Raw genomic sequence first — 14,219 nt, forward strand, 5'->3', positions numbered from 1 at the left:
GAGACAGTGCTGTGACCGGGATCAAGACGACCGGCGAGAAGAAGCTGATGCTCTTCTCCGGCCGCGCCCACCCCGAGCTGGCCGAGGAGGTCGCGCACCAGCTGGGTGTCGGCCTCGTGCCGACCAAGGCTTTCGACTTCGCGAACGGTGAGATCTACGTTCGCTTCCAGGAGTCGGCTCGTGGCGCGGACTGCTTCCTGATCCAGAGCCACACGGCTCCGATCAATAAGTGGATCATGGAGCAGCTGATCATGCTCGACGCTCTGAAGCGGGCTTCCGCGCGGAGCATCACCGTGATCATCCCGTCGTACGGCTACGCCCGTCAGGACAAGAAGCACCGCGGCCGTGAGCCGATCTCGGCCCGTCTGGTCGCCGACATGCTGAAGACGGCCGGTGCGGACCGGATCCTCACGGTCGACCTGCACACGGACCAGATCCAGGGCTTCTTCGACGGCCCGGTGGACCACCTGTCGGCCCTGCCGGTCCTCGCGGACTACGTGGGCAGCAAGGTGGACCGTTCGAAGCTGACGATCGTGTCCCCGGACGCGGGTCGTGTGCGGGTGGCGGACCGCTGGTGCGACCGCCTCGACGCGCCGCTGGCGATCGTGCACAAGCGCCGTGACAAGGACGTCGCCAACCAGGTGACCGTCCACGAGGTCGTCGGTGACGTCCGTGGCCGTGTCTGTGTCCTGGTGGACGACATGGTGGACACGGGTGGCACGATCTGCGCCGCCGCCGACGCGCTGTTCGCGCACGGCGCGGAGGACGTCATCGTGACGGCCACGCACGGCATCCTGTCGGGGCCGGCCGCCGATCGTCTGAAGAACTCGAAGGTGAGCGAGTTCGTCTTCACGGACACGCTGCCGGTGCCGAGCTCGCTCGAGCTGGACAAGATCACGGTCCTGTCGATCGCCCCGACGATCGCCGCCGCCGTGCGTGAGGTGTTCGAGGACGGTTCGGTGACGAGCCTCTTCGAGGAGCACTGACAGTTTTCGACGAAGGGCCCGCTTGCTGATCAGGCTTCCTGATCGGCAAGCGGGCCCTTCTCGTACGCCCCCGGTGATCCAATTGGGTGGCTCGGCCATGGCCGAGTAGACTGCCGTAGTTGCTCGGCGAGGGAGGCCGTACCCGTGGTGGTACGGCGGTCCGTTATCGACGCGCTCTTCGTAGCAGGCCACCGCCAGTCGTGGCCGGGTGACAGGTCATATTCGTCACCTTTACTACGAGGAGTGCACATGTCCGAGGTGAAGCTCGCCACCGAGACCCGTACCGAGTTCGGCAAGGGTGCGGCGCGCCGCGTCCGCCGCGAGGGCAGGGTCCCCGGCGTTCTCTACGGTCACGGCACCGACCCGGTCCACATCACGCTTCCGGGCCACGAGCTGCTGCTCGCCCTGCGTACCCCGAACGTCCTGCTCTCCCTCGAGCTCGAGGGCAAGAACGAGCTGGCGATCCCGAAGGCCGTGCAGCGCGACCCGCTGAAGGGCTCCCTGGAGCACGTCGACCTGATCCTCGTGAAGCGTGGCGAGAAGGTCACCGTCGAGGTCGTCATCGAGACCGAGGGTGAGCTGGCCCCGGGCACCTTCCTCGTCGAGAACGTGCTGAACACGCTCTCCGTCGAGACCGAGGCCACGCACATCCCCGAGTCCGTCACGGTCTCCATCGAGGGCCTGGAGGCCGGTGCCTCCATCCTCGCCAAGGACATCGCGCTGCCGAAGGGCACCACCCTGGTGACCGACGCCGACGCCGTCGCCATCCAGATCCTGGCCGCGCAGGCCGAGGAGCCGGCCGCCGAGGCCGCCGAGGGCGAGGCCACCGCGGGCGCCGAGGCCTGAGCCGTAGGCTCTGCTTGACGCGACGGGGTGACGGGCCGTTCGGGCCCGTCACCCCGTTTCTTCTGTTCCCACGCCGGTACGCACACGAGGAGACGAGACCCCCATGACGGACGACGCGAACGCCCCCTGGCTGATCGTCGGCCTCGGCAACCCGGGGCCGGAGTACGCGGCCAACCGCCACAACGTGGGCTTCATGGTGGTGGACCTGCTCGCGGACCGCATCGGCGGCAAGTTCAAGCGGGCGGGGAAGGCGCAGGTCGTGGAGGGCCGGATGGGCCCGCCCGGACCCGCCAACCGCCGGGTGATCCTGGCGAAGCCGATGTCGTACATGAACCTGTCGGGCGGTCCTGTGACGGCGCTGCGCGACTTCTACAAGGTGCCGACGGCGCACGTCGTGGCGATCCACGACGAGCTGGACGTCGACTACGGCGTGCTGCGGCTGAAGATCGGCGGCGGCGACAACGGCCACAACGGTCTGAAGTCGATGACGAAGGCGATGACCGCGGAGTACCACCGGGTGCGGTTCGGCATCGGGCGTCCGCCGGGCCGGATGCAGGTCGCGGACTTCGTCCTGAAGGACTTCTCCTCGACGGAGCGCAAGGAGCTCGACTACTTCGTGGACCGGGCGGCGGACTCCGTCGAGTGCCTGGTGGCGGAGGGTCTGGAGCGCGCGCAGTCGGCGTACAACTCCTGACGGCCGGGCCGTCACGGTACGACTGTACGATCGCGGGTCATGACGCACGCCCGTAACGCCGCCGTGGCCCTGATCACCCTGCTGCTCCTCGTCGCGGGAGCCTGGTCGTCGTGGGGAACGGCGCAGCACGTCCTGCTCTCCAAGGGCCGTGAGCACGGCACGCTGACGGTGACCGGCTGCAACGAGGAGACGTGCAGCGGCCGTTACGTGACGTCCGGTCCGCCGTCGACGCACACCACCCTGACGATCGACCACTCGGTGGCGGCCGCCAAGGGCCAGACGCTGCCGGTGGTCGTGAAGCCGGGCACGAGCGAGGCGGTCCGCACGGGCTGGGGCGGCGGCCTGCACGCCTGGCTCCCCCTGGGCGGAGCCCTGCTCCTCGCGGCCCCGCTGGTCGGCGGCGGCCTGCGACTGACGCGGACGGCGTGGTCGATGGCGGGGGTGGGCGCGGTGCTGCTTGTGGGGACTTTCTTCGCGCTCTAGCGCCGATAAACGGGCAGTGCCCCTGCCGGAATCCGTGGATTCCGGCAGGGGCACCGTCACGTACGGGCCAGGCGTCAGCCGGTGTTGCGCAGGCCTGCCGCGACGCCGTTGACCGTGAGGAGGAGGGCTCGGGCGAGTAGCGGGTCCGGGTCCTCGCCGCGTTCGGCGGCGGCTCGCTGGCGGGCGAGGAGGGCTACCTGGAGGTAGGAGATCGGGTCCAGGTAGGCGTCGCGGATGGCGAAGGTCTGCCGGAGCACCGGGTTGGAGTCGAGGAGCTTCTCGCCGCCCGTGATCTTCAGGACCTCGGCGACGGTGAGCGCGTGCTCCTCCTCGATGGTGGCGAAGACGTGCTTGAGCTCGTCGGGCACCAGGGTGTCGATGTAGTGGCGGGAGATCCGCAGGTCCGTCTTCGCGAGCGTCATCTCGACGTTGGCGAGGAAGTTGCGGAAGAAGTGCCAGCGCTCGTACATCTCGCCGAGGACCTCGTCGAGGCCGGCCTCGCGCAGCGCCTTGAGGCCGGATCCGACGCCGAACCAGCCGGGGACGATCTGGCGGGACTGTGTCCAGCCGAACACCCACGGGATGGCCCGCAGTCCGTCCAGGCCCGCGCCCGAGTCGGGGCGGCGCGACGGGCGAGAGCCCAGGTGGAGGTCGGCGAGCTGGTCGACCGGGGTCGCCGCGAAGAAGTACGCGGGCAGGTCGGGGTCCTCCACCAGCCTGCGGTACGCGGTGTGGGCGGCCTCGGAGACGGTGTCCATGGCCGCGTCCCAGCGGGCGAGGGACTCGTCCGACTGGCGCGGCGCGGTGTGCAGGGCCGAGGCCTGGAGGGTGGCCGCGACGGTCAGCTCCAGGTTCTCCCTCGCCAGGGACGGGATCAGGTACTTGTCGGAGATGACCTCGCCCTGCTCGGTCACCTTGATCTCGCCCTCCAGGGTGCCCCAGGGCTGGGCGAGGATCGCGTCGTGCGAGGGGCCGCCGCCTCGGCCGACCGTTCCGCCTCGGCCGTGGAACAGCCTCAACCGAACGCCGTAACGGTGAGCGACATCCCTCAGCCTCCGCTGAGCGCGGTGGATCTCCCACTGGCTCGTGGTGATGCCGCCGAACTTCGAGGAGTCGGAGTAGCCGAGCATGACCTCCTGGACATCACCGCGGAGCGAGACGAGGCGGCGGTAGGAGGGGTCGGCCAGCATGTCGTTGAGGATGACGTCGGCGGCCTTGAGCTCGTCGGTGGTCTCCAGGAGCGGCACGATGCCGATCTTGGCCCAGCCGGCGTGCAGGTCGACGAGGCCGGCCTCGCGGGCGAGGACGGTGGCGGCGAAGACGTCGTCGGCGCCCTGGCACATCGAGATGATGTACGACTCGATGACCTCGGGGCCGAAGCGCTCGAAGGCCTCCTTGACCGTGCCGAACACGCCGAGGGTCTTCTGTCCGGCGGCGTCCAGCGGCGCGGGCGTCGGGCCGAGCGGGCGGCGCGAGCGGAGCTCCTTGGCGAGCAGCTTCTGCCGGTAGTCGCGGGGCATGTCCGCGTACCGCCAGGACTCCTCACCGAGCCGGTCGAAGAGCTGGCCCAGCGCGTGGTGGTGGGCGTCGGCGTGCTCGCGGACGTCCATGGTGGCGAGCTGGAGGCCGAACGCGGACAGGGTGCGGATGGTGCGGTCCATCCGGCCGTCGGCGAAGAGGCCGCCGCGGTGCTCGCGCAGCGAGGTCTGGATCAGGGTGAGGTCGTGGACGAGCTCGGCGGTGCCGAGGTAGTCGCGGCCCTCCTGGTGCGGGGTGCCCTTGGCGAGGCGCTCGCGGGTGTTGACGAGCTTCTGCCGGATACAGGTCGCCTTGAGGCGGTACGGCTCCTCGGCGTTGAGGCGCTTGTAGCGGGGGCTGATCTCCGGCAGGCGCTCCAGGTCGCGCTGGAGGGAGGTGAGGAGCTCCTCGGTGGCGCCGGTGTAGCGGATCGAGTTGGAGAGCAGTCCGCGCAGGTAGTCGACGAGTTCGAGGGCGTCGGTGATGCCGTGCTCGTGCTGGAGGATCAGCACGTCCCAGGTGACCTGCGGGGTCACGTTGGGGTTGCCGTCGCGGTCGCCGCCGATCCAGGTGCCGAAGGTGAGCGGGCGGGTGCCGGCGGGCAGCTCGATGCCGACGCGCTCCAGCTCGGCGGCGAGGTCCTCCAGGACGTCGCCGACGGCGCCGGCGTGCAGCTCGTCGAGGTAGTAGATGGCGTTGCGGGCCTCGTCGGCGGGCTCGGGGCGGACGACCCGGAGCTCGTCGGTCTGCCAGATGAGGTCGATGTTCTCGGCGAGCCGCAGGTCGACGCGGCGCCGGTCGGCCTCGATGACCGGGGTCTCCAGGAGGGCGGCGATCCGGCGGAGCTTGTTGAGGACCGAGCGGCGGGCGGCCTCGGTGGGGTGCGCGGTGAAGACGGGCCGGACGTTGAGGTTCCGTACCGTCTCCTGGACGTGCTGCGGGTCGCCGTCCTTGAGCATGTCGGCGGTGCGCGCGAGCAGGCCGCCCTCGGCGGCGCGCTTCTCGCGCATCTCGCGGCCTCGGTGCACCTGCTCGGTGACGTTGGCCAGGTGGAAGTAGGTGGAGAAGGCGCGCACCAGCTTGGTGGCGGTCTCCAGGTCGGTCTCGCCCAGCAGCTCGGCGGCCGCCTCGCCGTCCTCGCGGGTGAGCCGGCGGACCTTCTCGACGAGGTCGAGAAGTTCGCGGCCCTCCTGCCGGACGAGGGTCTCGCCGAGCAGGTCGCCCAGTCGGCGGATGTCGGAACGCAGCTCGGCGCTGGCGGTGGGGGTCTGGTCGGCACTGCTCACAGGTGCGGCTCCTTGCAGTGTTCGGGCACATCTGGAGGGGTACTGGAGGCTTGCGGACCGCGCTGTCCGACGGACACAGGATAGGTGTCCATCCCTTGGACACCATCTAGCCCCTCGTGTGCCCTCTTGCCGCGCGCCCCGGCGCTGCCATACTTACGTCGCCGTAGGTTACGGTCCCGTAGGCACGGCTTCATTCCCTCACCCTCACCCCCCAGGGGACACCCATGACCTCCAGTCCCGAGGTGCTCGAAACCACCGGCCAGGACCCCTCCGAGACCGATCTGCCCTCCGCCACGCTCGGCGGCGACAGCAAGCGGTCGATCGAGCAGATCGCTCTGCTGCTGTTCATCACGGTGCCGTTCGTGGCTCTGCTCGCGGCGGTCCCGCTGGTCTGGGGCTGGGGCGTGAGCTGGCTCGACCTGGGCCTCCTTGTGGCGATGTACTACATCGGCTGCCACGGCATCACGATCGGTTTCCACCGGTACTTCACGCACGGTTCGTTCAAGGCGAAGCGGCCGCTGCGGATCGCCCTGGCGGTCATGGGCTCGCTCGCGGTGGAGGGCCCGCTGGTGCGGTGGGTGGCGGACCACCGCAAGCACCACAAGTTCTCCGACGCGGAGGGTGACCCGCACTCGCCGTGGCGGTTCGGCGAGACGGTGCCGGCGCTGATGAAGGGCCTGTGGTGGGCGCACATCGGCTGGATGTTCGACGAGGAGCGCACGCCGCAGGCGAAGTACGCGCCGGATCTGATCAAGGACCCGGCGATCCGCCGGATCTCCCGCGACTTCATCTACTGGACGATGCTGTCCCTGGCGATCCCGCCGCTGGTGGGCGGTCTGGTGACGATGTCCTGGTGGGGCGCGTTCACGGCGTTCTTCTGGGGCTCGCTGGTACGGGTCGCGCTGCTGCACCACGTGACGTGGTCGATCAACTCGATCTGCCACGCGGTCGGCAAGCGCCCCTTCAAGTCCCGTGACCGTTCGGGCAACGTGTGGTGGCTGGCCGTCCTGTCGTGCGGCGAGTCCTGGCACAACCTGCACCACGCGGACCCGACGTCGGCGCGCCACGGCGTGCTGCGCGGGCAGGTCGACTCCAGCGCGCGGCTGATCCGCTGGTTCGAGCAGCTCGGCTGGGCCTCCGACGTGCGGTGGCCGAACGCCTCCCGGATCGAAGCCCGGCGCCGGGGCGAGCCCGTCGACGCGGCATGATGGAGAACGTGGCGATCGACGGCAGTACCAGCGGCACCAGCGGCACCGGAAGCAGCGAGAACAAGCCCCGGCGTGGCCGCCGGGTGCGGATGACGGGTGCGGAGCGCCGGGAGCAGCTGCTGGACATCGGCCGGACGCTCTTCGCCGAGAAGGGCTTCGAGGGCACGTCGGTGGAGGAGATCGCGGCGAAGGCCGGGGTGTCCAAGCCGGTCGTGTACGAGCACTTCGGCGGCAAGGAGGGGCTGTACGCGGTCGTGGTCGACCGGGAGATGCGGCAGCTCCTCGAGATGGTGAACGGGGCGCTGACGGCCGGGCACCCGCGTGAGCTCCTGGAGCAGGCGGCGTTCGCGCTCCTCGACTACATCGAGCGGTACACGGACGGTTTCCGGATCCTGGTCCGCGATTCGCCGGTGGCGCAGTCGACGGGCACGTTCGCGTCGCTGATCAGCGACATCGCGACGCAGGTGGAGGACATCCTGGGCCTGGAGTTCAAGGCCCGCGGCTTCGACCCGAAGCTGGCACCGCTGTACGCGCAGGCGCTGGTGGGGAGCGTGGCGCTGACGGGCCAGTGGTGGCTGGACGTCCGCAAGCCGAAGAAGGCGGAGGTCGCGGCACACCTGGTGAACCTGGCGTGGCACGGCCTGGACGGCCTGGAGCAGAAGCCCCGGCTGATAGGGCACCGCAAGAACTGACGGGCGGGGTGCGGGGCACCGCGGGAGCCGCGGGGCGGGGCGGCAGGGGCTGAGTGAACTAGTGGAAAACTCAACGGTCTCTTGTCGGTGAACGGATGTATGCTCCCTCCACATCCGGGGGGGTGTTCGCCCTTCGTACGCGCTTTCTACCGTGCGTACGAAGGCGTCGCGGACCCCTGTGCCGGGCCCAATGATCATTCTGATTCCCTGGGGGGGATCTCTTGCGTTCTGCGCGTTCCACGCATTCCCGCCGTGCGCGCCGCGTCGCGGCCTGCACCGCTCTCGCTCTCTCCGCCGGCATGCTGCTGGCGGCTCCGGCCTCGGCCGACGACGTGTCGCCGCGTCCCGTCGCCGAGCGGCCCGAGCCCACCTTCACCATGCCGCCGGCCCTCGGGCTGAAGAAGGACACCGCCCGCGCCGGGACCGCCGAGTCCACCGCCGGTACGCAGCGGCTGCGCTCCGACATCGACCTCGACGGCACGAGCGATCTGGTCTTCCGCGCCGGCAACGGCAAGGTCTTCACCTACTCGCCCGTGGCCGGCACCGGCGAGGAGTTCTACCGCAACGACGGCGCCACGTCCTTCGTGAAGGACATCGTCCCGATCGGCGACCAGGACGGGGACGGCTCGGGCCGCCCCGAGCTGCTCATGCTGTCGCAGACCGGCACGCTCTCCCTGTACGGGGACGCCGAGCTCACCTACGGCAACTTCCGCTGGTCCGGCGGCGGCTGGAACATCTACAACAAGGTGATCTCGCCCGGCGACATCGACGGCGACGGCCGCGCCGACCTGCTGGCCCGCCAGCCCAACGGCGAGCTGTACGCGTACCAGGCCACCGGCAACCCGACCGCCCCGTTCAAGGCGCGCGTCAAGGTCGGCGCGGGCTGGGGCGTCTACGACCAGCTGGTGGGCGTCGGCGACAACGACGGTGACGGCCTTGCCGACATCATCGCCCGCGCACCCTCCGGTCTGCTGTTCTTCTACGGCAGCACGGGCAAGGTGGCCGCCCCGTTCAAGACCCGTACCGAGATCGGTACCGGCTGGAACACGTACAACCAGATCATCGCCATCGACGACTTCACCGGTGACGGTTTCGGTGACGTGCTGGGGCGTGGCCAGGACGGCTCGCTGTGGGAGTACAAGGGCATCGGCAACGGCCGCTTCACCGCGCGCATGCAGACCAGCCCGGCCGGTTACTGGTCCCACATCGCCCAGTTCGGCGGCGCGGGCAACACGCCGGGGTCCGGCAAGGACGGCTTCGTCGCCCGGGACAAGCAGGGCACGCTCTTCTGGTACTCCTCGACGTTCAGCGACAAGCTCGAGCCCCGTGAGCAGATGAGCGACACGGGCGGCTGGGCCGGGACGACCGTGGTGCACGCCTCGGACCTGAACGCGGACGGCAACTCGGAGATCATCCAGATCCACGGCGGCCGCCTGTGGGTCAACGGCCAGTACATCGGCGCCGGCTGGGACATCTACAACCACGTCTTCGGTCCCGGCGACCTGACCGGTGACGGCCGGGGCGACCTGCTGGCCCGTGACAAGGCCGGCAACCTGTACCTGTACCGCTCCACCGCCTCGGGCACGGGCTTCCAGACCCGGGTCAAGGTCGGTGCCGGCTGGGGCTCGTACGACCGCATCGTCGGCACGGGCGACCTCACCAACGACGGTCTGACCGACATCGTGGCCCGCACCAAGGGCGGCCAGCTGTTCCTCTACCCGGGCACGGGTCAGGCCGGCTACCCGTTCAAGGGCCGGGTGCAGATCGGCACCGGCTGGAACGCGTACACCAAGCTGGTCGCCCCGGGTGACCTCAACGGCGACGGGCAGGGCGAACTGCTCGGCGTGACCGCCGGCGGCGACCTCTACCGGTACACCGGTGGCGCCTCGCAGGGCACGCTCAGCCCCCGGGTCAAGCTCGGCCACGGCTACGCGATCTACAACTTCATGTCCTGACGCCCCGCGTCCCACGGGCATACGCGCCCCGCACCGGTCTTCCGGTGCGGGGCGCGTGTCTGTCTGTCCGTCTGCCTGTCCGTCTGCCTGTCCGTCCGTCTGTCGCGCAAGGGCTTCATCCAGCCGCCGCCGGACGCTCACGCGCCCGTCGTGCCGCGTTGCCCGCGCGCCATCGAACAAGGGTATTCTCCCTCCACATCCGGAGGGTGTTCGCCCTTCGTACGCGCTTTCTATCGTGCGTACGAAGGCGTCGCGGACCCCGCACCCGGTCCGTTGTTTTCTAGATCCCTGGGGGGGATCTCTTGCGTACCGCTTTCTCCAAGCGCGCGCGCCGCGTCGCGACGTGCACCGCGCTCGCCCTCTCCGCCGGCATGCTGCTGGCGGCTCCCGCCTCCGCCGACGAGCGGCCCGGGTCCACCGTGAAGGCGCCCGAGCGCTCCTTCACCCAGCCCGCCAAGCCCGACCTGTCGAAGCTCGGCGCGGACAAGGCCCGCGCCGGCCGCCAGGCGACGACCGCGGGCGTCTCGCCGATCCGCTTCGACGCGGACGCCGACGGCAAGAACGACCTGATCTACCGCGCCTGGGACGGCGGCACCTACGTGACGCCGTCGACCGCCGAAAACAGCGAGTTCTTCGGTGACGACGGCAACGCCGCGCCCGCGAACGACATCGTCCCGATCGGCGACCAGGACGCCAACGGCAAGCCCGAGGTCCTCGTCCTCTCCCCGTACGGCACGCTGCACCTGTACGCGGACGCGTCGACGACCTTCGGCACGAAGCGCTGGCAGGGCGCCGGCTGGACCATCTACAACAAGGTCTTCTCGCCCGGTGACGTCAACGGCGACGGCCGCGCCGACGTGATCGGCCGCCAGCACAACGGCGAGCTGTACCTCTACCTCGCCACCGGCAACCTCGACGCGCCGTTCGGCAGCCGCGCGAAGATCGGCAACGGCTGGAACGTCTACGACCAGGTCGTGGGTGTCGGCGACAACGACGGTGACGGCAAGGGCGACGTCCTCGGCCGCTCCTACGACGGCAAGGTCTGGTTCTACGGCTCCACCGGCTCCACCACCACCCCCTTCAAGGGGCGCGTCGAGGTCGGTCAGGGCTGGAACATCTACAACCAGCTGATCGCGATGGACGACCTGAACGGCGACGGCGCGGCCGAGCTGTTCGCGCGCGATCTGAACGGCGCGCTGTGGGGCTACACGGGCCTCGGCAACGGTCGCATGGCCGCCCGCGTGCAGGTCGCCGCCAACGGCCTGTTCCAGAACGTCGACCAGTTCGGCGGCGGCGGCGCCATGCCGGCCTTCGGCAAGCGGGCGCTCATCGGCAAGGACAAGGCGGGCACGATCTTCTGGTACGGGGGGATGAACAACGGTCTCCTCAGCCCGCGCGACCAGGTCGGGGACCCCGGTCTCTGGGGCCCCGCGAACCTCACCTTCGCCTCCTCCCTCAACAACTCCGGGGCGGCCACGCTGCTGGAGATCTTCGACAACCACCTGTACGACAACTTCGACGGGCACGACTTCGGCTCCGGCTGGAGCGTGTACAACCTCCTGGTCGGCCCCGGTGACCTGAGCGGTGACGGCAAGGGCGACCTGCTGGCCCGTGACAAGTCCGGCAACCTGTACCTGTACAAGGGCAGCGGCACCGGTGACCACCTGGCCACCCGGATCAAGATCGGTGCGGGCTGGGGCGCGTTCAACCAGATCGTCGGCGCGGGTGACTACTCGGGCGACGGCCGGGCGGACATCGTGACCCGTGACGGCGCCGGCGGCCTGTTCCTGTACCGGGGCACCGGCTCCGCCACCGCGCCGTTCATGGCGAAGGTGAAGATCGGCTCCGGCTGGAACACGTACACCAAGCTCGTGGCCCCCGGTGACCTCAACGGTGACGGCAAGGCCGAGCTGCTGGGCGTCAACGCGGCGGGTGAGCTGTGGCGCTACTCGCCGACCGGCGCCGCCGCCTTCGGCCCGCGGGTCAAGATCGGCACCGGCTGGCAGATCTACACCGGCGTGTACTAGGCCGAGTACTAGGCCGTGCACTAGGCCGTGTACCAGCGAAAACGCCCCGCACCGGGTCTCCGGTGCGGGGCGTCTTCGTGTGTCCGGCCGTGCTAACCGTGGTAACCGTCCCCCTGTCACGCCGGCTTCGTCGCCAGGGCGAAGATCCGGCGGAACGGGAAGACCGTCCCTCGGGGCCCCGGCGGGTAGGCGGCGCGCAGGAGGTCGCGGTACTGGGTGAGGAAGGCGTCCGTCGCCTCCTTGTCGCCCTCCAGAGCGGTCAGGACGGGGCGCAGGGCCGTGCCCTTGACCCAGTCGAGGACGGGGTCCTCGCCGGTGAGGAGCTGGGAGTAGGTGGTCTCCCAGACCTCGGTCGCGCAGCCGAGTTCGGTGAGGCGCAGGAGGTAGTCGGCCGGTTCGAGGATGTGGACGAAGCGGCGGCCCTCTCCGTCGAGCCGGGCGCGCCACTGGGGCATGTCGCAGAGTTCACCGAGCAGGGCGTGGCTGGGCGCGGTGAAGTTGCCGGGGACCTGGAAGGCGAACGTTCCGCCGGGCTTGAGGGCGTCGACCCACGGAGCGAAGGACTCCGGGTGGTTGGGGACCCATTGCAGCGCGGCGTTGGAGACGATCAGGTCGTAGGGCTCGTCGGGCGTCCAGTGCGCGGCGTCCGCGGGGCGGAAGTCGAGCCAGCCACCCCCGGCCGTGGTGCCCGCCCAGTCCTTCTCCGCCCGTTCCAGCATGTCCGGGGAGAGGTCGAAACCGGTGATGTGGGCGTCGGGCCAGCGGTCGGCGAGCAGAACGGTCACATTGCCGGGGCCGCAGCCGAGGTCGGCGATCCGGGCGGGTGTGGCGACAGTGGGAAGTCGCGGTATTCGGGAGAGCAGGTCGAGAAACGGACGTGTGCGGTGGCCGGAATGCCGCAGGTACTGCTGGGGATCCCAGGTTGGCGCGGTGGACGCGGAGGATGGTGCGGAATACATGTTCGAGCCCCCTTGCTGGAACGAGCTGCCGAAGCGGAACTAGGTCCCGGCCCCGTCCTTCCCCATAGTCCAGCCGAATATATCTTGACGTCAAGAGACTTTATGTCAACAGACCCTCTACACTGATCGTCATGGAGGACGAGGTCGACCGGTTGGTCGCTGCATGGCGCCGCGAGCGCCCGGACCTCGACGTGGAACCGCTCGAGGTGCTCAGCCGCGTCTCGCGGCTCGCCCGGCACCTCGACCGCGCCCGTCGGCTCGCCTTCTCCGAGCACCAGCTGGAGCCCTGGGAGTTCGACGTCCTCACCTCGCTGCGGCGCGCCGGGGCCCCGTACCAGCTCTCTCCCGGCCAGCTCCTCACGCAGACGCTGGTCACCTCGGGCACCATGACCAACCGCATCGACCGGCTCACCAAGAAGGGCCTCGTCGAGCGGCTCCCCGACCCCAGCGACCGGCGTGGCGTCCTCGTCCGGCTGACGCCCGAGGGCCGCGACCGGGCCGACCAGGCGCTCGCCGGACTGCTCGCCCAGGAGCGGGCCATCCTGGCCCAGCTCTCCCGGGCCGACCGCGGCGAACTGGCGGCGCTGCTACGCCAGCTGACCGCCCCGTTCGACAACATCCCCGGCTAGGTCCCCGGACAGGTCGGCCGGCCCGACCCCGGCCCGGCGGGCCAGCGCCACGGCGGCGAGCGTCGAGTGCACGCCCAGTTTCCCGAGCACGTTCTGCATGTGCGTACGGACGGTGTGCGGGGAGAGGAACAGCCGCTCGGCGACCGCCTTGCGGCCAAGACCCGCCACCATGCAGCGCAGCACCTCGCGCTCGCGCGGGGTCAGCGACTCCACCAGCTGCTCGCTCTCGGTGCGGTGCTTGCGGGCCGCCGTGAGCTCCCGCAGGACGCCGGTGAGCAGGGCGGGCGGCAGATGCGTCTCGTCGCGCAGGACCCCGCGGATCACGGCGAGCAGCCGCTGGAGCGAGCAGTCCTTGGCCACCCAGCCCGACGCCCCGGCCTGCAGCGCGAGCGCCGCCCGGTGCGGGTCGTCCTTCTCGGCGAGCACGACCGTACGGACGGCGGGCTGGACCGAACGGACCCCGGCGACCAGGGAGATGCCGTCGACGACCCCCTCGCCGTTCTCCGATACGGCCTGGGCGACCGCCAGCGTGCCGGCCGGGTTCGCGACCGCGCCCAGGTCGGCGTCGACCAGCATCACGTCGTACCGGCGCGACTCCGCGACCGAGCGGTCCAGACAGCGCAGCGCGGCAGGGCCGCTGCCCGCTGCGGAGACGTCGACGTCGGGCTCCGCCGCGAGGGCGGCTGCCAGCGACTCGGCGAAGATGCGGTGATCGTCCACCACCAGGACCCGGATACGAGCCACGGACACCCCCAAGTGTCGAGGAGCGGAACCGGCGCGGGTACGGCGCCGGGGACAGGGGTCCGTCGATCGCACGGCCGCCGCCGTGCAGTGACTGCTACCCCGTCCCGGGCGCCGTACCCGACTGGCTCTTGCCCCCTGATGCGCGCCGGCCCCCACCGGCGCTGTGCTCAGAGTACGGGTGGGGGGCGGCAG

12 protein-coding genes are annotated in these 14,219 nt (G+C 70.2%); 9 read left to right on the forward strand and 3 right to left on the reverse strand.

Translation table 11 applies throughout. The features are described 5' to 3' along the window. Positions 1–11 precede the first annotated feature (11 nt). From ACFWRO_RS25990 to ACFWRO_RS26005, 4 genes are all read left to right on the forward strand, one after another. Positions 12–986, forward strand: coding sequence for a ribose-phosphate diphosphokinase (locus tag ACFWRO_RS25990; protein WP_384513753.1), 975 nt, complete (start codon positions 12–14; stop codon positions 984–986). A 249-nt stretch (positions 987–1,235) separates the two neighbouring features. Beyond that, positions 1,236–1,832: a 50S ribosomal protein L25/general stress protein Ctc gene (locus tag ACFWRO_RS25995; RefSeq protein ID WP_384513754.1), complete on the forward strand. Its 597-nt coding sequence runs from the start codon at positions 1,236–1,238 to the stop codon at positions 1,830–1,832. A gap of 103 nt (positions 1,833–1,935) precedes the next feature. After that, on the forward strand, positions 1,936–2,526 hold the full coding sequence (gene pth / locus ACFWRO_RS26000; protein WP_384513756.1) for an aminoacyl-tRNA hydrolase: 591 nt from the start codon (positions 1,936–1,938) through the stop codon (positions 2,524–2,526). A gap of 39 nt (positions 2,527–2,565) precedes the next feature. Next, positions 2,566–3,009: a hypothetical protein gene (locus ACFWRO_RS26005; RefSeq protein ID WP_384513757.1), complete on the forward strand. Its 444-nt coding sequence runs from the start codon at positions 2,566–2,568 to the stop codon at positions 3,007–3,009. Between the two features lie 74 nt (positions 3,010–3,083). Here the strand turns inward: ACFWRO_RS26005 and ppc are convergent, their stop codons facing one another. Further along, positions 3,084–5,813, reverse strand: a complete 2,730-nt coding sequence (gene ppc, locus ACFWRO_RS26010) for a phosphoenolpyruvate carboxylase (RefSeq protein ID WP_384513758.1) — start codon at positions 5,811–5,813, stop codon at positions 3,084–3,086. A 224-nt stretch (positions 5,814–6,037) separates the two neighbouring features. Here ppc and ACFWRO_RS26015 point away from each other — a divergent pair, with 224 nt between their 5' ends. The 4 genes from ACFWRO_RS26015 (at position 6,038) to ACFWRO_RS26030 (ending at position 11,695) form a co-directional block, all read left to right on the forward strand. Further along, positions 6,038–7,021, forward strand: coding sequence for an acyl-CoA desaturase (locus ACFWRO_RS26015; protein ID WP_384513760.1), 984 nt, complete (start codon positions 6,038–6,040; stop codon positions 7,019–7,021). Further along, positions 7,018–7,713, forward strand: coding sequence for a TetR/AcrR family transcriptional regulator (locus ACFWRO_RS26020; protein WP_384513761.1), 696 nt, complete (start codon positions 7,018–7,020; stop codon positions 7,711–7,713). Before ACFWRO_RS26015 ends, ACFWRO_RS26020 begins: the two co-directional genes overlap by 4 nt. Before the next feature lie 221 nt (positions 7,714–7,934). Next, positions 7,935–9,668, forward strand: coding sequence for an FG-GAP repeat domain-containing protein (locus ACFWRO_RS26025; RefSeq protein WP_384513762.1), 1,734 nt, complete (start codon positions 7,935–7,937; stop codon positions 9,666–9,668). Between the two features lie 302 nt (positions 9,669–9,970). Next, positions 9,971–11,695: an FG-GAP repeat domain-containing protein gene (locus tag ACFWRO_RS26030; protein WP_384513764.1), complete on the forward strand. Its 1,725-nt coding sequence runs from the start codon at positions 9,971–9,973 to the stop codon at positions 11,693–11,695. Between the two features lie 116 nt (positions 11,696–11,811). Here the strand turns inward: ACFWRO_RS26030 and ACFWRO_RS26035 are convergent, their stop codons facing one another. After that, on the reverse strand, positions 11,812–12,654 hold the full coding sequence (locus ACFWRO_RS26035) for a trans-aconitate 2-methyltransferase (RefSeq protein ID WP_384513765.1): 843 nt from the start codon (positions 12,652–12,654) through the stop codon (positions 11,812–11,814). Positions 12,655–12,785: 131 nt separating this feature from the next. On the opposite strand from ACFWRO_RS26035, the gene ACFWRO_RS26040 reads away from it, so the two are divergent. Then, complete coding sequence (locus ACFWRO_RS26040; protein ID WP_361961254.1) at positions 12,786–13,283, forward strand: MarR family transcriptional regulator; 498 nt, start codon at positions 12,786–12,788, stop codon at positions 13,281–13,283. Here the strand turns inward: ACFWRO_RS26040 and ACFWRO_RS26045 are convergent. Next, the gene (locus tag ACFWRO_RS26045) at positions 13,242–14,027 is read right to left on the reverse strand and encodes a LuxR C-terminal-related transcriptional regulator (protein WP_384513767.1); all 786 of its coding nucleotides are present in this window, start codon (positions 14,025–14,027) and stop codon (positions 13,242–13,244) included. The two genes, ACFWRO_RS26040 and ACFWRO_RS26045, sit on opposite strands and share 42 nt — an antisense overlap. Positions 14,028–14,219 lie beyond the last annotated feature (192 nt).

Source organism: Streptomyces sp. NPDC058579 (assembly GCF_042718575.1).
GTDB lineage: Bacteria > Actinomycetota > Actinomycetes > Streptomycetales > Streptomycetaceae > Streptomyces.